Source organism: Bradyrhizobium macuxiense, assembly GCF_007993935.1.
Lineage (GTDB): Bacteria > Pseudomonadota > Alphaproteobacteria > Rhizobiales > Xanthobacteraceae > Bradyrhizobium > Bradyrhizobium macuxiense_A.
Genome location: NZ_VITY01000009.1, coordinates 138773 through 159446, shown reverse-complemented (window position 1 = coordinate 159446; position 20674 = coordinate 138773). Strand labels below are relative to the sequence as shown.

Sequence of the window (20674 nt, the reverse complement as noted above, 5' to 3'; positions counted from 1 at the left end):
GGCTTGGGTTGTGGGAGGAATAGCGGCCCGAGCGAAGCGCAACAACTTTGATCAGTGGTAATGGGTCCCGGCCTGCGCCGGGACGACGATTATGATGCGGCTTCCTTTTTCGCGAGCCCGAACGCCTCGGCAAGCAGGCTGTAGGACTTCTTCCGCGCCTCATGGTCGTAGACCGCGGTGATCACCATCAGTTCGTCGGCCTGTGTCGCTGAGATCAGCGGCTCCAGCTTCGTCAGCACGGTCGCGGGGCTGCCGACGAACAGCCGCGCGCGGTTGCGTGCGATCGAAGCGCGCTCGGCGTCGGTGTAGGGATAGGCCTCCGCCTCCTCAACGCTCGGCAGCGGCAGATACTGGCCGCGGTCGCGGCGCAGCCGGTTGAGATCCATCGATAGCGCAAGTCGCTCGGCTTCGGCATCGGTCTCCGCCGTGACGACGGCGACCGCGAGGATCGATTGCGGCGTCGCGCGCCAGCCCGACGGCTTGAAATGCGCCCGATAATTCGTCATCGCCGCGACCGCGTCGTGAGTGGCAAAGTGCTGCGCGAACGCAAAGCCCATCCCGACCTGCGCGGCGAGCTCGGCGGAATAGTCGCTCGAGCCGAGCAGCCAGATCGGCGGCAGCGGCGAATCATCCGGCATCGCCACCACATTGTTGTAGGGATGACCGGCCGGGAAATCGCGCGTCTCCCAAAGCGTCAGCTCGTGCAGCCGCTCGAGGAAATCGTCGCCCTCACGGCGATCGAGCCGGCTGCGCAGCGCGTAGGCGGTGGCGCCGTCGGTGCCGGGCGCGCGGCCGAGGCCAAGGTCGATGCGGCCGGGAAACAGCGCCTCCAGCATCTTGAAGCGCTCGGCGACCACGAGCGGCGCGTGGTTGGGCAGCATCACGCCGCCCGAGCCGACGCGGATGTGCCTCGTCACCGCCGCGATCTGCCCGATCATCAGGTCGGGCGCCGGGCTCGCGACCGAGGCAAGGTTGTGGTGCTCGGCGAGCCAGTAGCGGACATAGCCGAGACCATCGACATGGCGCGCCAGGTCGATGCTGTTGCGGAGTGCCGCGGCGGGCTTGGTGCCTGTGGTGACGACGGACAGGTCGAGGACGGAGAGCGGGATCATGGCCGACAACCTAGTGCGACGTCAGGAGGCGACAAAGAGCCCGGCTGCGCAGGGCAGTCCCGCACCCGAGGGGTTGGTGGAGAGAGCAGCCGCACTTGGGATGAAACAAGACGATTCATTGACATATTATTCTGCCCACAATTCATTTCGGCGACCCCGCTTACTCAGATTAAAATTTATACTATATAATACAATGAATTAGTCCGTCTTCGCGACAAGCACCCCGTCGCCCACCACTCATGCCCCGCAGTCGATTTTTCTCGATTCTGCGTCAACAATGGGCAATTTCCCATATCCGATGGGCTGTTTCAGCCCACCGGTTTCGCTTATCTTAGGGCCTCGATATCCAGGCCGGACGTCGACCCTCCAGTTGCGGAGCCCTTGCGTATCATGACCGAGACCATTTCCTCCGTGCCGAACGGACAGCGCGCACCGAAAGCACCGAAAATCTCCTTCGAGTTCTTCCCGCCGAAGACCGAGGAGATGGAGCGCAATCTCTGGGAGACCATCAACCGCCTGGCGCCGCTGACGCCGAACTTCGTCTCAGTCACCTACGGCGCCGGCGGCTCGACCCGCGAGCGCACCCATTCCACCATCACCCGCATTCTCCGCGAGACCGATCTGCTGCCGGCGGCGCATCTGACCTGCGTCAGCGCCTCGCGCGGCGAGATCGACGAGATCGTCGATCGCTATCACGAGGTCGGCGTCCGCCACATCGTGGCGCTGCGCGGCGATCCGCCGGGCGGCATCGGCACGCCCTACTTCACCCATCCCGATGGCTACCAGAGTTCGGCCGAGCTCGTCGCCGGGATCAAGAGGCGCCACGCCGACATCGAGATCTCGGTGTCCGCCTATCCGGAGAAGCATCCGGAAGCCGCCGACTTCGACACGGACATCGACACGCTGAAGGCCAAGGTCGATGCCGGTGCGACCCGCGCGATCACCCAGGTGTTCTTCGACAACGACCTCTACCATCGCTATGTCGACAGGGTGCGGGCGCGCGGCATCGAGATTCCGATCGTGCCGGGCATCATGCCGATGCACAATTTCAAGCAGGCCCGCAATTTCGTCACCCGCGCCGGCACCAGCGTGCCGGACTGGCTCGCCGAGAAGTTCGAGGGCCTCGACAACGACGCCGAGACCCGCAAGCTGGTGGCGGCAACCGTCGCCGCCGGCCAGGTGCAGAAGCTGTTCAAGCACGGCGTCGACACCTTCCACTTCTACACCATGAACCGCGCGGACCTCGTGTTCGCGATCAGCCACCTGCTCGGAATCCGGCCGAACGGTGCCCAGAAAGCTGCCTGACATGTCCGTTCCCGTTTCTCCTAAGCGTAACGCTTTGCTCGCGGCTGCCCGCGAACGCATCCTGGTGCTCGACGGCGCCATGGGCACGATGATCCAGGGCCTGCAGTTCGACGAGGCCGCCTTCCGCGGTACGCGCTTTGCGGACTTCCACCGCGACATCAAGGGCAACAACGATCTCCTGATCCTGACCCAGCCCGAGGCGATCACGGACATCCACGCCGCTTACTTGCGCGCCGGCGCCGACATCGTCGCGACCAACACCTTTTCCTCGACCTCGATCGCGCAGGCCGACTACGACATGTCGGACCTCGCCTATGAGATGAACCTGCAAGGCGCCCGGCTTGCGCGCGCCGCCGCCGAGCGCGTATCGGCCGAGGACGGCAAGGAGCGCTTCGTCGCCGGCGCGCTCGGCCCGACCAACCGCACCGCCTCGATCTCGCCCGACGTCTCCAATCCGGGCTACCGCGCGGTGACCTTCGACGATCTGCGCAAGGCCTATGGCGAACAGGCCAAGGGCCTGCTCGATGGCGGAGCCGACCTGTTGCTGGTCGAGACCATCTTCGACACGCTGAACGCCAAGGCGGCGCTGTACGCGATCTCCGAGATCATCGAGGAGCGCGGCATCGACGTGCCGGTGATGATTTCCGGCACCATCACCGACAGGTCCGGCCGCCTGCTCTCCGGGCAATTGCCGGAAGCGTTTTGGCATTCGGTGCGGCACGCCAGGCCGATCACGATCGGCTTCAACTGCGCGCTCGGCGCCGAGGATTTGCGCGCGCATATCGCCGATATCGGCCGCGTCGCCGACACGCTGGTGTGTGCCTATCCGAACGCCGGCCTGCCCAACGAGTTCGGCCAGTATGACGAGACGCCGGACTACATGGCGCGGCTGATCGGCGAATTCGCCGCTGCCGGCCTCGTCAACATCGTCGGCGGCTGCTGCGGCACCACGCCCGACCATATCGGTGCGATCGCCAGGGCCGTTGCCCCGCACAAGCCGCGCGTGGTGCCCGAGATCGAACCGCAGCTCCGCCTCTCCGGCCTCGAGCCGTTCACGCTGACCGACGCGATCCCGTTCGTGAACGTCGGCGAACGCACCAACGTCACCGGTTCGGCGCGCTTCCGCAAGCTGATCACCGCGGGCGACTATACGGCCGCGCTGCAGGTCGCGCGCGACCAGGTCGAGAACGGCGCCCAGGTCATCGACGTCAACATGGACGAAGGCCTGCTCGATTCCGAGAATGCGATGGTGACGTTCCTCAACCTCGTCGCCGCCGAACCCGACATCGCGCGCGTGCCCGTGATGGTCGATTCCTCGAAATTCCACGTCATCGAGGCTGGCCTGAAGTGCATTCAGGGCAAGCCGATCGTGAACTCGATCTCGATGAAGGAAGGCGAGGAGAAGTTCCTGCACGAGGCGACCGTCGCCAAGCGCCACGGCGCCGCCGTGGTGGTGATGGCGTTCGACGAGACCGGCCAGGCCGACACGTTCGCGCGCAAGACCGAGATCTGCAAGCGCGCCTACGACATCCTGGTCAATCGGCTCGACTTCCCGCCCGAGGACATCATCTTCGATCCGAACATCTTCGCGATCGCGACCGGCCTCGAGGAACACAACAATTACGGCGTCGACTTCATCGAGGCGACGCGCTGGATCCGGCAGAACCTGCCGGGCGCCCACATCTCCGGCGGCGTCTCCAATTTGTCGTTCTCGTTCCGCGGCAACGAGCCGGTGCGCGAGGCGATGCACTCGGTGTTCCTGTATCACGCGATCCATGCCGGCATGGACATGGGCATCGTCAATGCCGGGCAGATGATCGTCTATGACGACATCGACCCCGAGCTGCGCCAGACCTGCGAGGATGTCATCCTCAACCGCGATCCCGGCGCGTCCGAGCGGCTGCTGGCGCTGGCCGAGAAATTCCGCGGCAAGGAGAAGCAGGCCAAGGAGGCCGATCTCGCCTGGCGCGAATGGCCGGTCGAGAAGCGACTCAGCCACGCGCTGGTGCATGGGATCACCGAGTTCATCGAGCAGGACACTGAAGCCGCCCGCCAGAACGCGTCCCGTCCGCTCGACGTCATCGAAGGCCCGCTGATGGCCGGCATGAACGTGGTCGGCGACCTGTTCGGCGACGGCAAGATGTTCCTGCCGCAGGTCGTGAAGTCGGCCCGCGTGATGAAGCAGGCGGTGGCCTATCTGATGCCGTTCATGGAGGAGGAGAAGGCGCGCAACCTCGCCAACGGCATCACCGGCGGCCGCAACGCCGCGGGCAAGATCGTGCTCGCGACCGTGAAGGGCGACGTCCACGACATCGGCAAGAACATCGTCGGCATCGTGCTCCAGTGCAACAATTTCGAGGTCATCGACCTCGGCGTCATGGTGCCCGCCAACAAGATCATCGAGACCGCGAAGGCCGAGGGCGCCGACATCATCGGCCTGTCCGGCCTGATCACGCCCTCGCTGGACGAGATGAGCTTCCTCGCCGGCGAGCTTGAACGGCAGGGCATGAACGTGCCGCTGCTGATCGGCGGCGCCACCACGAGCCGCGTGCACACCGCCGTGAAGATCGACCCGAACTATCCGGGCGGTCCGGTCGTCCACGTCAACGACGCGAGCCGCGCCGTCGGCGTCGCCTCCTCGCTGCTGTCAGCCGAGAAGAAGCAGGCCTATGCCGCCGAGGTGCGCGCCGAATACGCAAAGATCTCGACGGCGCATTTCCGCGCCCAGGCCGACAAGAAGCGGCTGAAGCTCGCTGAAGCCCGCGCCAACAAGGTCGCGATCGACTTCGCGGCAGTGCCGCCGAAGCAGCCGGCCTTCTTCGGGCTGAAGAGCTTTGACGCCTACGATCTGGCGGAGCTCGCGGATTACATCGACTGGACGCCGTTCTTCCAGACCTGGGAATTGACCGGCCGCTTCCCTGCGATCCTTGACGACCCCAAGGTCGGCGAAGTCGCGCGCTCGCTCTATGCCGACGCGCGCAAGATGCTCGACACGATCATCAAGGAGAAGTGGTTCACCGCCCGCGCCACCATCGGCTTCTGGCCGGCGAATGCCACAGGCGACGACATCGAGGTCTATGCCGACGAGAGCCGTGCCAAGAAAATCGCGACCTTCCACACGCTGCGCCAGCAGCTCGAGAAGCGCGAGGGCCGCTTCAACGCGGCGCTGTCCGACTTCATCGCGCCGAAGGAAACCGGCGTGCCGGACTACATCGGCGGCTTCGTCGTCACCGCCGGGATCGGCGAGGATGCGGTCGCCGACCGCTTCAAGAACGCCAATGACGACTACTCCTCCATCCTGTGCAAGGCCCTGGCCGATCGTCTCGCCGAGGCCTTTGCCGAGCGCATGCACCAGCGCGTGCGCAAGGAGTTCTGGGCCTATGCACCCGATGAGGCGTGGTCGGCGGACGAATTGATTCTCGAGAAGTATGACGGCATCCGCCCGGCGCCCGGCTATCCGGCGCAGCCCGACCACACCGAGAAGCGGACGCTGTTCGCGCTGCTCGACGCCGAGAACACCGCCGGCGTGAAGCTGACCGAGAGCTTTGCGATGTGGCCGGGCTCGTCGGTCTCGGGCCTGTATTTCTCGCATCCCGAAAGCTTCTATTTCGGCGTCGGCAAGATCGAGCGCGATCAAGTCGAGGATTACGCCGCGCGCAAGGCCATGACGGTCGCCGAGGTCGAGCGCTGGCTCGCGCCGGTCTTGAACTACATCCCGTCGCAGGACGGCGCCAAGGGCCAGGCGATCGCGCCCGCGGCGACGCCCGCCAACGACGAGGAACTGGCCTCGCATCCGCAGGGCTGCACCTGCGCGGTGCACCTCGCCTGGCGGAAGAAGAAGGTAGGCGTGGGCTAGCTCTTTCTTCCCTTCTCCCCTTGTGGGAGAAGGTGTCGCGGACGCAGTCCGCGACGGATGAGGGGTCTCTATCCGCGGAGACAGCCCCCTCACCCGTCCGCGATGCTTCGCATCGCGTCCACCCTCTCCCACAAGGGGAGAGGGGAAGAAATGCGGAGTAACTCCATGCAGTTCTTCTCCTTCTGGCGATCGCTGGCGAGCTTCCGGGTGCGGATCGCGCTCAACCTGAAGGGCGTGCCGGCCGACGTCGTGTTCGTTGACCTCGATGCCGACGCGCATCGCGCTGACGCCTATCGCAAGATCAATCCGCAGATGGCGCTGCCGGCGCTGGTGACCGACGACGGCACCGTGCTGTTCCAGTCGCTCGCGATCATCGACTATCTCGACGAGACCTATCCCGACCCGCCGCTGCTGCCATCGGATGCGCTCGGCCGCGCCCGGGTACGCGGGCTCGCGCTGATGGTCGCCTGCGAGGGCCATCCGCTGCTGACGCCGCGGGTGCGCCGCTATCTCGACCGCGAGCTCGATTTGCGCGACAGCCAGCAGAACGCCTGGCGGCGGCACTGGACGGTCGAGACGCTGGCGGCGCTCGAGGGCCACCTCGCCGGCCACAAGGCGACCGGCCAATTCTGCCATGGCGATACGCCGAGCCTCGCCGACATCTGCCTGGTCGGCCACGTCACCGCGGCGATCAACCAGCAGATCAGCCTGTCGCCCTGGCCAACCGTGAAGCGGATCCACGAGACCGCGATGGCACTGCCGGCGTTCGCCAAGGCCCATCCCTCGGCGCAGCCGGATACGCCGGAGGCGGTGCGGGCCAAGGCAACGTAACGAATATCCTCCAACGTCGTCCCGGCGAAAGCCAGGACCCATAACCACCGCATTGGATTGTGAAAGGGATCGTGGCCCCAGCCATCGCATAGCAATGAGCTTTCGGGGTAATGGGTCCCGGCTTTCGCCAGGACGACGCGGTGGATGGTTCTCGATTCATGATGTCAAGCAGCGCGGTGTCATCACCGCGAAAGCGGGTGATGAAGTATTCCAGAGGCGTCTATGCTTGAGCCGATCGGCCGCGGCGTACTGGATCGCCCGGCCAAGCCGGGCGATGACAGCTGAGGATGAGGACACAACTTCGCGCCTCTCGCGCCATGAACATCCGAGCTTTGCTTATCCGCTGGTATCGCTCTGCACGTTCCGGGCAATGCGATCCCGGACCGTCCGCGCGATCGCGGCCGGCGCCTCGTCGGGGATCGCAAAGCACGAACTCGCGTTGATCTCACAGAGCACGTAGGTGTCGGCACCATCCGCATCGCGCGGGCCGTAGAGGAAGTCCGCATCCCAGATCACCGGCAGCGACGCTTCGTCGATCGCCAGCGTTTCCATCAGCTGCGGAATCCATTCGTCCTCCATCAAGCGTCGCAGCGCCTGGAATTGTGGCGCATCCGGGCCATGCATGATGCGCGGGCCGGGCTGGGCTTGCGGTGAATCCGGGCCTTCCGGAGGCGGTGGGATCAAGGCCTTGATCAACTGGTGTCCGAACCCTGCGACCTTCGAGCCGCTGATATAGCAACGGATCATGCCCTCGGGCAGGCGCAGCTGGAACGGCTGATCGATGATGCAGCCGCCCCAACCGAAATACAGCTCGCAGCGCGCCATGAAGGCCTCCAGCGGCAGCTCCTCGGGCTGGCTGCCGCGCAGCGCGTGCAGCACGCGCACCGTCGCATCCGGCAAGGCTTCCACCTTCCAGACACCCTGCCCGCCATTTCCGCGATTCTGCTTGAGGACGCGCGGACCGGCCGCGCGAAGCCGCGGCGGGAATTCGGCGCGGAAAGCATCGGCCGTGGCGTATCGATGCGTGTCGGCGCCCCAGCCCAGATGACGCGTGCGATGGAGCACCTCCTTGACGCCGATCTTCAGGATGACGTCCGGATGTGCGCTGACCCACGGACGCTTCGCCGCGACCCCGCGCAGCAGCGCGTCGAGCGCCGCCCGCGTCTTGCCCTGGTGGATCGGATCGACCCAGACCAGGACGCCGTCCATGGTCAGCAATTGGTCGCGGACGAGATCTGCGAATGTCTCGTCATAGACGACGGGCAGGGCCTCGATGCCGGCGGCATCGAGCGCTTCGAAGACGCGAACGAAACGGCTGTTCTGCGGCGTCGCCTCGCGGCGCGCCGCGGCATCTCCACGCCACAGGATGGCGATCCTGGAACGGCGATGTTCAGAACGGAGAAATGTGTGTGGTTCGGTGTCCATTTGAAAGCTCCACGACGGTTGATGTCGCGCAGAGCTTGGACCGAAGTCTCACGGGGAGTCTGCCTGTCCCCGTGGGAGCAACTCTAGACCACTTCGCGCAGGTTTCAAGATCGGCGTGGGATCACGCCATGATCCCGTGCAGCCCCAGCCAGCCGGTGCAGAGGCCGACCAGCACGATCAGCGCGGCCGACACGTAGGGCGCGCGCTGCGCGAATTGGCTGAAGCCGCCCCAGTGACGCTCGACATGGCGAAGGCTGAGGGCGGCTGCGACGCCGGCGGAGACCATGGTGATGGCAAGTCCGATGCCGAAGCAGAGCACCAGCACGAAGCCGAGGCTGAACTGCTTGAGCTGAAGGCAAAGCAGCAGCACGGTGATCGCCGCCGGGCACGGAATGAGCCCGCCGGTCAGGCCGAACAGGATGATCTGCCAGGTCGTGACGGTGCGTCCGGCGAAGCGCTTGCGGATGTCGGCGGCGTGCGCGCGCGCATGCGCATCGTCCGCCTCGCCGAGGTCGATATGCGCATGGTCGTGCTCCTCGAACAGGACTTCCGCAATGTCCGCCCGCACCGACACGCGTGCCTTGAATTGATGCGGCTCCGGAATTTCATCGATGCTTTCCAGATAGCCGTTCTGCCCGGCGAAGCGAAAATGTTGCTCGCTGCCGTCGGGGCGGATCGTCACGACAACAACCTCGCCGGCCGCCGGCAGCGCCCCGGCCTCGCTCCGCAGCCGCCAGCGCGGCGGCACGCCATCCTCGAAGACTTCGAGCGACAGCGGCTGACCGGCCAGGGTCAATTGGCGCGCTTCGTCGTGATGATGGTGATCATGGTCATGATCGTGGTGGTGATCGTGCTCGGAGGTCTGCTCGCGCCAGGTACGCCAGGCCATCCAGGCCGCGATCGCGATGATGATCACCGCCGAGGCCAGCTGCAAATAGGCTTCGCTACGTTCGCCGGACCATTGCTGGCCGAAATGCAACCCCGCCAGCGCGACGATCCAGACGATCGCGGTGTGCGAGATCGTCGCCGACAGGCCGAGCAGCACAGCCTGCACCACCGTGCCGCGGATCGCGATGATGAAGGCCGCCATCATCGTCTTGGAGTGGCCGGGCTCGAGACCGTGCAGTGCGCCGAGCAGGATCGCACTCGGGATGAACAGCCATGCATGCGCGCTGCTCTGCTGCAGCAACTGAGACAGATCGGCCATAGGCTTCGCTTCAGGACGGGCGTTACTTCAAATAGGTACGAACGACGTCGATCAGATCCGCGGCGCCCTGGGCCTTCTCGGGATCCTTTTCCCGGGAGGGATCCACGACGTGATGGCGGATGTGATCCTCGAGCAATTCGGCGGTGAGGCCGTTGATGGCGCCGCGAACCGAGGCCACCAACATCAGCACGTCGGCACAGCCGATCTCGGATTCCAGGGCCCGCTCGACGGCCTCCAACTGACCCTTGATGCGGCGAACCCGGCCGACGAGCTTGGACTTGTGCTTGATGGTGTGCGACATGCAAATAATATAGGGGGGTACCCTATATTGGTCAATATCGCTGTCGGCTCGTTCGGCGGAATCCGGCGACGTCACGGGCCGAAACTCAGCGCTGTGATTGTTCCTGTCATAATTGCTGAATTCTTGGTGATCCGCCGATCCGGCTGTGCGGTTGACAGCAACGTCTATTGGTCTTCTATTTGACGGCACGGGGATGTGCGATCTCCCCGCGAGGCGACATGCCCAAGAATCGCGTCCTGTCACCAAGGGCGCACCATGTCGTCATACACATCGATCTCATCCGAAAAACTGTCTCGTCTCATCGGTACGGCCAAGGCACCGACGCTCGTCGACGTTCGTCTCGATGAGGATTTCACCGCCGATCCGCGCTTCATCCCGGGTGCTGTCAGGCATTCGCATCTCGACGTCCAGGACTGGGCTTCCGGCCTCAGCGGCCAGTCCGTGGTCGTGATCTGTCAAAAGGGACAGAAGCTCAGCGAAGGCACCGCCGCCTGGCTGCGGTGCGGCAACATCGCGGCGGAAGTTCTCGAGGGCGGCCACCTCGCCTGGCGGGAGGCAGAGCTTCCCACTGTTCCCGCGGACAAAATTCCGAAACGCGACGGCCGCGGCCGCACCGTCTGGGTGACGCGATCGCGGCCGAAGATCGACCGCATCGCCTGTCCATGGCTGATCCGCCGCTTTGTCGATCCCGCAGCCGTGTTCCTGTTCGTGACGTCAGCAGAGGTCGAGGCCGTCGCCGAACGCTTCGGCGCAACGCCGTTCGATATCGAGAACGTGTTCTGGAGCCATCGCGGAGAGCTTTGCACGTTCGATGTGATGATCCGGGAATTCGGCCTCTCGACGCCGGCGCTGGAGCGGCTGGCGACGATGGTGCGGGCGGCGGATACCGCGCGGCTCGATCTGTCGCCCGAGGCGCCTGGGTTGCTCGCGGCCTCGCTCGGCCTGTCGCGCATGTTCGACGACGACCTCGAACAGTTGAGCGCCGGCCTCCTGCTCTACGACGCCTTCTATCGCTGGTGCCGCGACGCGACCAAGGAGACGCACAACTGGCCGACCAGCAAGGTGAAGCCGTAACCGACCTTGCGGCCAATGCAGAGGCGCGCGGAAATCGCGCCTCCGGACCACCTGGGGCAGCACAACACAACCAGGAGGACAACCATGCCGAAGCAGAAACTTCTTCACCTGATCCTTGCCTTCGCGATTGCGGGTACCGCGATGCCCGCACGCGCGCTGACGCAGGACGAGCTTGTCGCAAAGCTTCAGGCTGCCGGCTACGCGAGCGTTAGCGACGTCAAGTCGACGGCCGAAGGCATCACGGCGAGGGCGATGAAGAATGGCAAGCCCGTGAGGCTCGTGATCGACAGCAGCGGCCAGGTCAGGGAGCAGGACTGAAGCTCTGTACCGCGCAAGCCGTCAAAACCAAAGCGATGGAGCGACAACAATGATGAGAGCAATTCTGGCCCTGTGCCTGGCCGTCCTGTGGCCGGCTGCCATTCTGGCGACACCGGCTGCGCTCAGCGATGACCGGGAAGCGGCCGTGACATCGCGGGCAGTGACCCTTCATCCGCCGGCAACGGAAACGCTGCGCGGCATCGTCGATAGTGTCGATGAGGGCAGCGACACGCTGCTGATACGGCTGTCCGCAGACAGGACCGAATCCTTCAAGGTTCAGGACGGCTTGATCTTCAATGCCGTGCGCTTCGGCGATCCCGTCGAAATCTCGGTGCAGACCATCTCGGGAATCCGCACCATCGTCGGGCTCGCCAAGGAATAGAGCCGCGATCCGAAGCATCAACGAGGCGATCAATTCACATGTGGAGAGTCCGATGACCATGAACACCGAACGCCGGAACTTTATCGCAGGGGTCGGTGCCGCAGCTGCATCAACGGCCGTGCTCGGCACCAACCAAGCCCTTGCCCAAGCCAACCCACAGACAGGAGCCAGGGCGATGTCCTATCAGGCCAAGCCGATGCCGTTCGACCCGAAGTCGATCACCGGCATCTCGGAAAAGATCCTCGTCAGCCATTACGAGAACAACTACGTCGGCGCGGTGAAGCGGCTGAACGCTATCGGCACGCAGCTCGCCGAACTCGACTTCGCCAAGGCGCCGAACTTTGTGATCAACGGCCTGAAGCGCGAAGAGTTGATCGCGTCAAACTCGATGATCCTGCATGAGATCTATTTCGATGGGCTCGGCGGCGCCGGCAAGCCGGGCGGCGCGCTGGCCGAGGCGATTGCACGCGACTTCGGCAGCATGGAGCGCTGGCACGCGGAATTTGCGGCGATGGGCAAGGCCGAAGGCGGCGGGTCGGGCTGGGTGATCCTCGCCTACTCGCCCCGCGACAAGCGGCTCGTCAACCAATGGGCGGCCGATCACACGACGACGCTCGCCGGCGGCCGACCGGTCCTGGTGCTCGATATGTATGAGCACGCCTATCACATGGACTTCGGCGCGGCCGCGGCCCGCTATGTCGACATCTACATGGAAGCCATCCGCTGGGACAACGCGGCCCGGCTGTATGAGCAATACGCAAAGCAGACGTGAGGAGAGCTCTGTAAGCAAGCGCATGAATGAGGCGATCTTCCGGAAACCATCCCCGATCCGCCGCGATGAACAAAACTCTCTGCAGGGAGCCTTCCCGTGATCACCCCGACAGATTCGCAGCGCAGCCGCTTGGCAGAACTGGCACGTTACTTCCTGCGCCTCGGCTTTCTCGGCTTCGGCGGCCCGGTCGCGCTGGTCGGGCAAATGGAGCGGGAACTGGTCGACGGCAAGAAATGGCTGACCAAGCAAGAGATGAAGGAATCGATCGCCATCTGCCAATCGCTTCCGGGACCACTGGCGATCCAGGTCGGCATCTACGTGTCCTGGCTTCGCGGTGGCTTCTGGGGCGCCTGGGTCGGCGGATGGTGCTTCATCCTGCCCAACTTCGTCATCGTGGCTTCGCTCGGCGCCCTCTACGTCTATCTCGGCGATCTCCAGCCGGTGACCGCGATCTTCTATGGCGTCAGTCCCGCAGTGATCGCACTCATCCTTCACTCCTGTTACCGGCTTGCCAAGCTCGGCATGGAAGACTGGCTGCAATGGACGATCGCGGCGGTTTGCCTCGCCGTCACGGTCATCCTCCAGGCCGAGGTCGCGCTGCTGTTCATCAGCGCGGGCATCGTGGGCATCCTCTATTACGGCAAGCCGTTCAAACGTTCGCCTGCGATCCTGCCGGGAATTGCCGTCGTGCCGGCCGCCGCGGGTCCGATCGCGCCGGTCGCAAGCGGGTCCACGCTCTCCAAGCTTCTGCTGTTTTTCCTCAAGGCCGGCTCGCTGACCTTCGGCAGCGGCCTCGTGATCGTGCCGTTCCTCGAGCAAGGACTTGTGCAGCAATACAACTGGCTCGATGAGCGACAATTCCTCATCGCGGTCGCGATCGGCATGATCAGTCCGGGGCCGGTGGTGATCACCGCAACCTTCGTCGGCTACCTCGTGGCGGGATTTTGGGGCTCCGTCGTCTCCACGATCGGCATCTTCCTGCCGTCGTTCCTGCTGGTGCTGATCGTTGCTCCCCTGCTCGCGCGGCATCGCGGAAACGCCAACGTCCAGGGCTTCGTGAAGGGCGCCTATGCAGCCGCGATCGGAACCATCCTCGGCGCTTGCATCCTGCTCGGCAAGATCGCCATCGGCGACTGGCTCACCGAATTGATCGGAGTAGTGTCGCTGGCGGTGCTGTTCCGCTGGAAGGTCAGCAATCCGCTGCTGATCGCGGCCACCGCGGTGGTCGGCCTGATTGCGTATCCATGGCTGCAACCGAGCTGGGTGATGGTCCATTAGCCGACCGGCCCAGCTTGCTGCTCCTCCGACCATCCCGGTCGGAGCTCACGCGCGTTGAGAATCTGCCTGCGGCGCTCTACATGAGGAGGTGCCCCACTCGCCGCTGCGGCGCTATTCCGCATTCCACCGAAGAGTTCATCTCATGCGACCCCACATCATCTGCCACATGGGCACGTCGATCGACGGCCGGCTTCACCCCAGCCGCTTCACCAAGGCAGCTAGCGGCATTCCCGCCGACGTGCTGCGCAGCCACTATGAAAGGATCCATGACGGCTTCGATGCCGATGGATGGATCATCGGCCGCGTCACCATGAACGAGATGGCCAAGGGAACGGAGCGGCACTTCGCCAATCCGCCGAAGCTGCCGCGCGAGGCGCATTTTTCGAGCCGCAACGGCCGCAAGCTCGCCATCGGCATCGATCCGTCGGGCCGCGTGCATTTCGGCAAGGACAATGTCGGCGGCGATCACGCCGTTGCGGTGCTCGGCGAACAGGTCTCCGACAGCCATCTCGCCGAGCTGCGCGAGGACGGCGCGTCCTACATCTTTGCGGGCCCCAAGGGCGATGATCTTCCCGGCGCGATGGCGCAACTGGCATCACTGTTCGGCGCCAGGACGCTGCTGCTTGAAGGCGGCGGCGGGATCAACGGCGCGTTCCTCAAGCATGGGCTGATCGACGAGTTCAGCACACTGATCTTTCCGGCGGTCGATGGCGTTGCGGGATCGCAAAGCATCGTCGATTACCACGGACCTGACGGCGACCGTCCCGGTGCCGGACAATCGCTGCGGTTGACGCATTGCGAGACGCTGGAAGGCGGCATGGTCTGGCTGCGCCACGCGGTGGAGCGCGCGCCGGGCTGAACGCGCCGCGGAGAGTGACGTAAAGCGCAGGCGAACCATGTCCGTCATGCGCGGCTTGATGCCGGGCATGACGGGACGGCGATTTGTTCAAGCCAGTGTCAGAACTTGTAGCTCAACGCGGCGCGGGCAACGCTGAACCTGTTCTCCCGGCTGGCGTTGTAGCGGATCTGGCTCTGCAGCGGATCGGTGCCCTGGAACGTCGCCGTGGTACCGCTTGTGCCGAGATCGACGTAGAGATATTCGCCGCGCAGCGTCCAGTTGTTGGTGAAGGCATATTCGGCGCCGCCGCCGGCGGTCCAGCCGACGCGGACGTCGGAATTGTCGCCAAGCCAAAGCCGCGACAGGCCCGTGGAAAACGCTGACGAATTGGCGATGTTGGTCTTCACCTCACCGTAGGCGAGACCACCTGTCGCGTAGATCAGCAGGCGCTCGGTCGGCACGAAGCCGATACGGCCCCGCACGGTGCCGAACCAATCGACCTTGCTGGTGTTCTGAAGATTGAAGCTTCCCGTCACGCCACCCGGGAGAGCGGCGATGGTGCTGCCATTCCGGGTAGACTTCAGGTCGACATAGTTGAGATCGGCTTCCACGCCGAGCACGACCCTGTCGATCTGATAATTGTATCCAACCAATCCACCGGCGGTCACACCCGCCTGGTTGCTGTTCGAAACAGGAACACGGACGATGTTGGCCGGGGGGACGATCGAAGCGACATTGCTGCTCGTCGTGACATTCCCGCCATCGTACCAGCCGCCGCCTACATTCACGCCGGCGTAGAATCCGGACCAGTTGAACGCGGGAGCCACCAATGGCGGAGCCTTGGTCCAGCTGCGCTCCGACAGGTCAGCGGCTGATGCCGCGCTCGCAAACCCCACAAATGAAATCAGGCCAGCCCCGACAATTGCAAAACCACGCATTCCCATTCCCATTCCTTGCACTCGGCGAAAACGCCTTACTTAAGGTTGTGGCACGGACGGGAAGCTTGCGACAGCTTGTCTCATTTAAATTTGATTCTTTTGCGCAGTGTGTGGCGAAGCTGCAACGATCCTCGCTCGCAACCCGATGATCTGAGCTGTCCCGGATCGAGCGGATCAATCGGTCCCGCGCCGGTATCCAGTTCTGCACGCCGCGACGAAAAACGCGACGCCGCGCGCGACGTGCTCATCGATCTCGGGGTCGAGCGCTTTGAGGTCGACCTCGAACAGCGCCCGGAGCAGCATCGGCACCGCGATGATGTCGAGAAACAGCCGCGCCGTGGTCGGCAGGTGCTCCGGCGCGAAGGCCGGCAGCTTGCCGAGCTCGTCGGATTGCGTCAGCTCGCGCAGCAGATGAATCCCGAGCTCGGTGCTGAGCGCACGCGCCCGGCGGTTGACGGTGGCGGCGAGGTCCGGAAAGCGGTGCGCCTCCGCGATGGCGAGCCGCATCAGGCCGATCCGGTCGGCATCGAAGCTCCAATGCAGCAAGGTCGAGGCAACGCTGGTGAGGCGCTCCTCGATCGTCGCGCCGACCGGCGGGTCGGCCTTGAACTCGGCGATGCGCGACAGGATGTCCCGCGTCACCACTTCGGTGAACAGCGCGCGCTTGTCGCGGAAGCGCGCATAGATCGTGCGCTTGCCGGAGCGCGCCGCTTCCGCGATCTCATCGATGCTGGCGCCTTCGAAGCCGCGCTGGAGAAACACCCTGCGCGCAGCATCGAGGATGCGCGCATCGACCTCGCCGGCCAATTCCTTCGGCGGCCGGCCGGCGCGCACCTCGACCTGACGGGCCGCAGTGGTCCTGGGCGCGCGCGGCGTCTTCAGGGTGCTGGTGGTCATCGCCTCGACCCGGGTTCCATGAGCCGGTCAGGCCGGCAATGTCAGGCAATATAGCCCTATCACATCTAGTTGTAAATAGAACGGTACAGTTCCGTTCCTATTGACGCGCCGCGCAGCCGGGACTATTTGCGGCACAGAACGGAACGGTACCGTTCCCTTTTGCGAAGGCCTTGCAGACCTCGCCGGACAGCAGGAGCAGCCATCATGTTCGAAGACACTGTTTTGGAGCGCGCTCAAGAGGGGCACCAAGGTATCGAGGGCGGGCCCTCGATCTCTCGTGAGCCCGCCACATCCGCGCGGCCGGAGATCACCGCGCGGGCTCCCGCCGAGGGGCGTCCGGTGGGCAAGGAGCCCGCCCCGCCGGCAACGATTCCGCCGGAGGTCACCCCACAGAACCGCGGCTTCCTGCGCCGCCGTCCGGTCGTCTCCGCAATCGGCGCCGTGCTGCTCGCCGCGACGCTCGGCGGCGGCTATCTCTATTGGGACTACACCGGGCATTTCGAATCCACCGACGATGCCTTCATCGCGGCGCGGCAGTCCGCGCTGGCGCCCAAGGTCTCCGGCTACATCACGGCCGTTCCGGTCACCGACAACCAGCATGTCGCCGCCGGCGACGTGATCGCCCGCCTCGATGACCGCGACTATCGCGTCGCGCTGGCGCAGGCCGAGGCGCAGGTCGCCGCCGCACAGGCCAGCATCGAGAATGTCGACGCGCAGCTCGACGTGCAGCACGCGCAGATCGCGGCCAACCAGGCCCAGGTCGACCAGGCGCAGGCGGCGCTGACCTTCGCCCAGCAGCAGGCGACGCGCTACCAGCATCTGGAGCAGACCGGCTACGGCACGGTGCAGAATTCCGAGCAGTACACCTCGCAACTGCATCAGCAGCAGGCATCGCTGCTGAGTGCACAGGCGACGCTCAACCTCGCGCAGCGCCAGGTGGAATCGCTGAAGGCGCAGCACAAGAGCGCGGTCGCCAACCTCGCCCAGGCCGAGGCACAGCGCGACCAGGCCAAGCTCAATCTGTCCTACACGACGGTCACCGCGGCGCAGCCCGGGCGCGTCGTCAACCTCTCCGCCGCAGTCGGCCAGTTCGCACAGGCCGGCACCAACCTGACGATGTTCGTGCCCGATCAGACCTGGGTCACCGCGAACTTCAAGGAGATCCAGCTCGACAAGATGCGTCCGGGCGAGAAGGTGACGCTGAAGATCGACGCCTATCCGGGCCGCACCATTCAGGGCCATGTCGAGAGCGTGCAGCCCGGCTCCGGCACCGCGTTCTCGCTGTTGCCGGCACAGAACGCCACCGGCAACTACGTCAAGATCGTACAGCGCGTGCCGGTCAAGATCGTGATGGACAACCCGCCGGCCGACGTCGCGCTCGGCCCCGGCATGTCGGTCGTCCCGACGGTGCGGATCAACGCCGCGCCGTCGCTGCTCGAGCGGCTTGGCAAGCTCTGATCCCGGGAGGCCGTCATGAGTGCAGCAGCAATCGATGCCCAAAGCCTCCCTGCTCCGCGCGTCACCGTCAATCCCTGGCTGATCGCCATCGTGGTGGCGCTCGCGAGCTTCATGGAGGTGCTCGACACCACCATCGCCAACGTCGCGCTGCCCTATATCGCCGGCGGCATGGGCGTGAGCGAGGATGAGGCCTCCTGGGTGGTCACCACCTACCTGGTGTCCAACGCCATCATCCTGACCGCCTCCAGCTTTCTCGCAAGGATGCTGGGGCGCAAGACCTTCTTCCTGATCTGCCTCGGCATCTTCACCGTCAGCTCGGTGCTGTGCGGCTTCGCGCCGAACCTCAACGCATTGCTGCTGTTCCGCATCCTGCAAGGTCTCGGCGGCGGCGGCATGGTGCCGGTGGCGCAGTCGATCCTCGCCGACGCCTTCCCGCCGGCCAAGCGCGGCCAGGCGTTTGCGGTGTTCGGCATCGCCGTGGTGGTCGCGCCGGTGGTCGGCCCGACGCTCGGCGGCTGGCTGTCCGACAATCTGTCCTGGCACTGGTGCTTCCTGATCAACGCCCCGGTCGGCGCGTTCGCGATCGCGCTGATCGCCGCGGTGCTGCAGGAGCCCGCGAAGGCCAAGGGCACGCAGCCGCAGGACAACACCTTCGACTTCATCGGCTTCGCACTGGTCGCGACCTTCCTCGGCGCGCTCGAGGTGATGCTCGACCGCGGCCTCGAGGACGACTGGTTCGCCTCGCCCTTCATCATCACGTCGGCGGCGATCTGCACTATCGCGTTCGTGCTGATGATCCCGTGGGAGATGAGCCGCCGCAACCCGATGATCGACCTGCGCATGGTCGCGACCCGGCAGTTCGGCGCCTGCTTCCTGGTGATGCTGGCGACCGGCGCCATCCTGCTCGCGACCACCCAGTTCCTGCCGCAGCTGGTGCAGCAGGATTTCGGCTACACCGCGACCTGGGCCGGCCTTGTGCTGTCGCCCGGCGGCGTGGTCACCATGCTGATGATGTTCGTGGTCGGCCGGCTCGCCGCCAAGGTGCAGCCGAAATACCTGATCATCGTCGGCGCGCTTGTCATCGCGGCCTCGATGTACAGCATGACCAACGTGTACGGCGATCTCGGCTTCTGGTTCATGGCGCGCTCGCGCATGCTGATCGGCATCGGCCTGCCGCTGATCTTCATTCCGATCATGACGGCGTCCTATGACGGCATTCCCGCCGGCAAGACCGACCAGGCCTCCGCACTGATCAATGCGGCGCGCAACACCGGGGGCTCGATCGGCGTCTCGCTCGTCTCCAACGTGCTGACGCATCGCCAGCAGTTCCACCAGAGCCGGCTGGTCGAGCAGGTGACGCCGTCAAGCCCGCAATATCAGGACACCCTGCATCAGGTCACCGACTTCTTCGTCGCCCAAGGCAATGCGCTGGCGCAGGCGCACCAACAGGCGATCCAGTGGATCGGCCAGCAGGTGCAGATCCAGGCTTCGTTCCTGTCCTACATGGATGCGTTCTGGGTGCTGATGCTGATCGCGCTCTCGGCGATCCCGCTGGCGCTGACCTTGCGCAAGGTCAAGCTCGGCGGTCCCGCCCCCGCCGCGCATTGACGAATGCGGAGGTCAACTGCGATCCGCCTGCGCCAGAGATCGGCGCGGGCGTATCACTTTGGGATCGTCTCGATAGAGATCAAATGCCGCTCGTGGCGGCTATGATCGTGTCTCTCAGCCAGCGGTGCGCCGGCAGATCGTCGAAGCGGCGATGCCAGCTCATGACGCTCTGCAGCTTCGATGCATCGAACGGCAGCTCCCGCATCTCGATCGGATAGGCGCGGCGAAATTCCAGCGCGAGCTTGCGCCCGAGGATCGCAACCATGTTCGACTGCACCAGGACGGCGCCGGCGGACAGATACGGCACATCGGAGGCAATGGTGCGCTCGGCCTTGCGGGCCCGCAGCCAGGCGTCGATGAAATCCAGGTCTTCGCCGCTGGAGGTGATTGCAAGGTGCGGCAGCTCGACCAGTGTCTCGCCGGTCAGCTTCTTGCGCAACGCCGGATGACCGGCTCGCAGCACCGCGACGAAGCGGTCCTCAATCAACCGGCGGGACGCAAAACGCTCACCATCCAGCGCTCGGGCGGAGATCGCAAGATCGAGCTCGCCGCGATCGAGCCTGTCGGCGAGATTCAAGGTCCCGCTCGGCACCAGCGTCAGCCGCACTTTGGGCGCCTGCGCGCGTACCGCCGCGATGATCGCGCCGGCCGCGACCACCGCAGCATAATTGTTGACGGCAATGGCGAAGCGCCGATCCGCCTGCGCCGGATCGAAACGATCCCCCTCGACCGCCAGTTGCAGCTCGTTCAGCGCCTTGCGGACCGGCAGCGCCAACGCTTCCGCCCGCGGCGTCGGCAGCATGCCGGACGGCGTGCGGACGAACAGCTGGTCCTTCAGCGCGTGACGCAGCCGGTTCAGCGCATGGCTCACGGCGGGCTGGCTGATGGCAAGTGCGCGGGCCGCGCGCACCACGCTGCGTTCGCGCATGATGGCGTCGAACACCAGCAGCAGATTGAGATCGAGATTGCGCATCCGCATGTTTCATCATGCACGATGTGAATTGGCGGATAAAGACAATTCATTTGAATAATATCGAGCCAAGGGCCAGCTTCTGCGTATGACCGAGAGCCCAC

18 protein-coding genes are annotated in these 20674 nt (G+C 64.9%); 11 read left to right on the top strand and 7 right to left on the bottom strand.

Annotated elements, in window-relative coordinates; genetic code table 11:
* Positions 1–89: 89 nt before the first annotated feature.
* Positions 90–1112, bottom strand: a complete 1023-nt coding sequence (locus FBZ93_RS23830; RefSeq protein ID WP_146989010.1) for an LLM class flavin-dependent oxidoreductase — start codon at positions 1110–1112, stop codon at positions 90–92.
* A gap of 390 nt (positions 1113–1502) precedes the next feature.
* Here FBZ93_RS23830 and metF point away from each other — a divergent pair, with 390 nt between their 5' ends.
* The 3 genes from metF to maiA all read left to right on the top strand — a co-directional run bounded on the left by metF (position 1503) and on the right by maiA (position 7104).
* Positions 1503–2417, top strand: coding sequence for a methylenetetrahydrofolate reductase [NAD(P)H] (gene metF, locus FBZ93_RS23825; RefSeq protein WP_146989008.1), 915 nt, complete (start codon positions 1503–1505; stop codon positions 2415–2417).
* Between the two features lies 1 nt (position 2418).
* On the top strand, positions 2419–6273 hold the full coding sequence (gene metH / locus FBZ93_RS23820; RefSeq protein ID WP_146989006.1) for a methionine synthase: 3855 nt from the start codon (positions 2419–2421) through the stop codon (positions 6271–6273).
* A 165-nt stretch (positions 6274–6438) separates the two neighbouring features.
* Positions 6439–7104: a maleylacetoacetate isomerase gene (maiA, locus tag FBZ93_RS23815; protein ID WP_146989005.1), complete on the top strand. Its 666-nt coding sequence runs from the start codon at positions 6439–6441 to the stop codon at positions 7102–7104.
* Positions 7105–7440: 336 nt separating this feature from the next.
* On the opposite strand, the gene FBZ93_RS23810 is transcribed toward maiA, so the two are convergent.
* The 3 genes from FBZ93_RS23810 to FBZ93_RS23800 form a co-directional block, all read right to left on the bottom strand.
* Positions 7441–8529, bottom strand: coding sequence for a Cj0069 family protein (locus FBZ93_RS23810; protein ID WP_146989003.1), 1089 nt, complete (start codon positions 8527–8529; stop codon positions 7441–7443).
* A gap of 121 nt (positions 8530–8650) precedes the next feature.
* The gene (locus tag FBZ93_RS23805) at positions 8651–9736 is read right to left on the bottom strand and encodes a nickel/cobalt efflux transporter (RefSeq protein ID WP_146989001.1); all 1086 of its coding nucleotides are present in this window, start codon (positions 9734–9736) and stop codon (positions 8651–8653) included.
* 22 nt (positions 9737–9758) lie between these two features.
* A complete protein-coding gene (locus FBZ93_RS23800; RefSeq protein ID WP_050422196.1) occupies positions 9759–10037 on the bottom strand; it encodes a metal/formaldehyde-sensitive transcriptional repressor in 279 nt (92 codons plus the stop codon).
* Positions 10038–10292: 255 nt separating this feature from the next.
* Here FBZ93_RS23800 and FBZ93_RS23795 point away from each other — a divergent pair, with 255 nt between their 5' ends.
* The 6 genes from FBZ93_RS23795 (at position 10293) to FBZ93_RS23770 (ending at position 14720) form a co-directional block, all read left to right on the top strand.
* Positions 10293–11111, top strand: coding sequence for a chromate resistance protein ChrB domain-containing protein (locus FBZ93_RS23795; protein ID WP_146988999.1), 819 nt, complete (start codon positions 10293–10295; stop codon positions 11109–11111).
* 84 nt (positions 11112–11195) lie between these two features.
* A complete protein-coding gene (locus tag FBZ93_RS23790; RefSeq protein WP_146988997.1) occupies positions 11196–11429 on the top strand; it encodes a PepSY domain-containing protein in 234 nt (77 codons plus the stop codon).
* 49 nt (positions 11430–11478) lie between these two features.
* Positions 11479–11811 carry a hypothetical protein gene (locus FBZ93_RS23785; protein ID WP_246667621.1) on the top strand — a complete coding sequence of 111 codons (333 nt, stop codon included), beginning with the start codon at positions 11479–11481 and terminating at the stop codon, positions 11809–11811.
* 175 nt (positions 11812–11986) lie between these two features.
* A complete protein-coding gene (locus FBZ93_RS23780) occupies positions 11987–12583 on the top strand; it encodes a superoxide dismutase (RefSeq protein ID WP_167529206.1) in 597 nt (198 codons plus the stop codon).
* A gap of 96 nt (positions 12584–12679) precedes the next feature.
* Entirely contained in the window at positions 12680–13861 is a 1182-nt protein-coding gene (chrA, locus tag FBZ93_RS23775) for a chromate efflux transporter (protein WP_146988993.1), read from the top strand.
* Between the two features lie 142 nt (positions 13862–14003).
* A complete protein-coding gene (locus FBZ93_RS23770) occupies positions 14004–14720 on the top strand; it encodes a dihydrofolate reductase family protein (RefSeq protein ID WP_146988992.1) in 717 nt (238 codons plus the stop codon).
* 98 nt (positions 14721–14818) lie between these two features.
* Here FBZ93_RS23770 and FBZ93_RS23765 read toward each other — a convergent pair whose 3' ends face one another.
* Positions 14819–15637: an outer membrane protein gene (locus FBZ93_RS23765; protein ID WP_167529185.1), complete on the bottom strand. Its 819-nt coding sequence runs from the start codon at positions 15635–15637 to the stop codon at positions 14819–14821.
* Positions 15638–15811: 174 nt separating this feature from the next.
* Entirely contained in the window at positions 15812–16534 is a 723-nt protein-coding gene (locus FBZ93_RS23760; RefSeq protein ID WP_146988988.1) for a TetR/AcrR family transcriptional regulator, read from the bottom strand.
* A gap of 204 nt (positions 16535–16738) precedes the next feature.
* Here FBZ93_RS23760 and FBZ93_RS23755 point away from each other — a divergent pair, with 204 nt between their 5' ends.
* Together FBZ93_RS23755 and FBZ93_RS23750 are read left to right on the top strand one after the other, a co-directional pair.
* Positions 16739–17992, top strand: coding sequence for an HlyD family secretion protein (locus FBZ93_RS23755; protein ID WP_246667620.1), 1254 nt, complete (start codon positions 16739–16741; stop codon positions 17990–17992).
* Between the two features lie 15 nt (positions 17993–18007).
* Positions 18008–19600 carry a DHA2 family efflux MFS transporter permease subunit gene (locus tag FBZ93_RS23750; protein ID WP_146988987.1) on the top strand — a complete coding sequence of 531 codons (1593 nt, stop codon included), beginning with the start codon at positions 18008–18010 and terminating at the stop codon, positions 19598–19600.
* A gap of 79 nt (positions 19601–19679) precedes the next feature.
* Here the strand turns inward: FBZ93_RS23750 and FBZ93_RS23745 are convergent, their stop codons facing one another.
* Positions 19680–20573 carry a LysR family transcriptional regulator gene (locus FBZ93_RS23745; RefSeq protein ID WP_246667619.1) on the bottom strand — a complete coding sequence of 298 codons (894 nt, stop codon included), beginning with the start codon at positions 20571–20573 and terminating at the stop codon, positions 19680–19682.
* Between the last annotated feature and the right edge of the window lie 101 nt (positions 20574–20674).

Coding starts and splice junctions, on each gene's coding strand:
- FBZ93_RS23800 (WP_050422196.1), bottom strand. CDS start 10,037: ATGTCGCACACCATCAAGCACAAGTCCAAGCTCGTCGGCCGGGTTCGC.
- FBZ93_RS23810 (WP_146989003.1), bottom strand. CDS start 8,529: ATGGACACCGAACCACACACATTTCTCCGTTCTGAACATCGCCGTTCC.
- FBZ93_RS23795 (WP_146988999.1), top strand. CDS start 10,293: ATGTCGTCATACACATCGATCTCATCCGAAAAACTGTCTCGTCTCATC.
- maiA (WP_146989005.1), top strand. CDS start 6,439: ATGCAGTTCTTCTCCTTCTGGCGATCGCTGGCGAGCTTCCGGGTGCGG.
- FBZ93_RS23765 (WP_167529185.1), bottom strand. CDS start 15,637: ATGCGTGGTTTTGCAATTGTCGGGGCTGGCCTGATTTCATTTGTGGGG.
- FBZ93_RS23750 (WP_146988987.1), top strand. CDS start 18,008: ATGAGTGCAGCAGCAATCGATGCCCAAAGCCTCCCTGCTCCGCGCGTC.
- FBZ93_RS23830 (WP_146989010.1), bottom strand. CDS start 1,112: ATGATCCCGCTCTCCGTCCTCGACCTGTCCGTCGTCACCACAGGCACC.
- FBZ93_RS23745 (WP_246667619.1), bottom strand. CDS start 20,573: ATGCGCAATCTCGATCTCAATCTGCTGCTGGTGTTCGACGCCATCATG.
- FBZ93_RS23790 (WP_146988997.1), top strand. CDS start 11,196: ATGCCGAAGCAGAAACTTCTTCACCTGATCCTTGCCTTCGCGATTGCG.
- FBZ93_RS23760 (WP_146988988.1), bottom strand. CDS start 16,534: ATGACCACCAGCACCCTGAAGACGCCGCGCGCGCCCAGGACCACTGCG.
- metH (WP_146989006.1), top strand. CDS start 2,419: ATGTCCGTTCCCGTTTCTCCTAAGCGTAACGCTTTGCTCGCGGCTGCC.
- FBZ93_RS23770 (WP_146988992.1), top strand. CDS start 14,004: ATGCGACCCCACATCATCTGCCACATGGGCACGTCGATCGACGGCCGG.
- FBZ93_RS23785 (WP_246667621.1), top strand. CDS start 11,479: ATGATGAGAGCAATTCTGGCCCTGTGCCTGGCCGTCCTGTGGCCGGCT.
- FBZ93_RS23780 (WP_167529206.1), top strand. CDS start 11,987: ATGTCCTATCAGGCCAAGCCGATGCCGTTCGACCCGAAGTCGATCACC.
- FBZ93_RS23805 (WP_146989001.1), bottom strand. CDS start 9,736: ATGGCCGATCTGTCTCAGTTGCTGCAGCAGAGCAGCGCGCATGCATGG.
- metF (WP_146989008.1), top strand. CDS start 1,503: ATGACCGAGACCATTTCCTCCGTGCCGAACGGACAGCGCGCACCGAAA.
- FBZ93_RS23755 (WP_246667620.1), top strand. CDS start 16,739: ATGTTCGAAGACACTGTTTTGGAGCGCGCTCAAGAGGGGCACCAAGGT.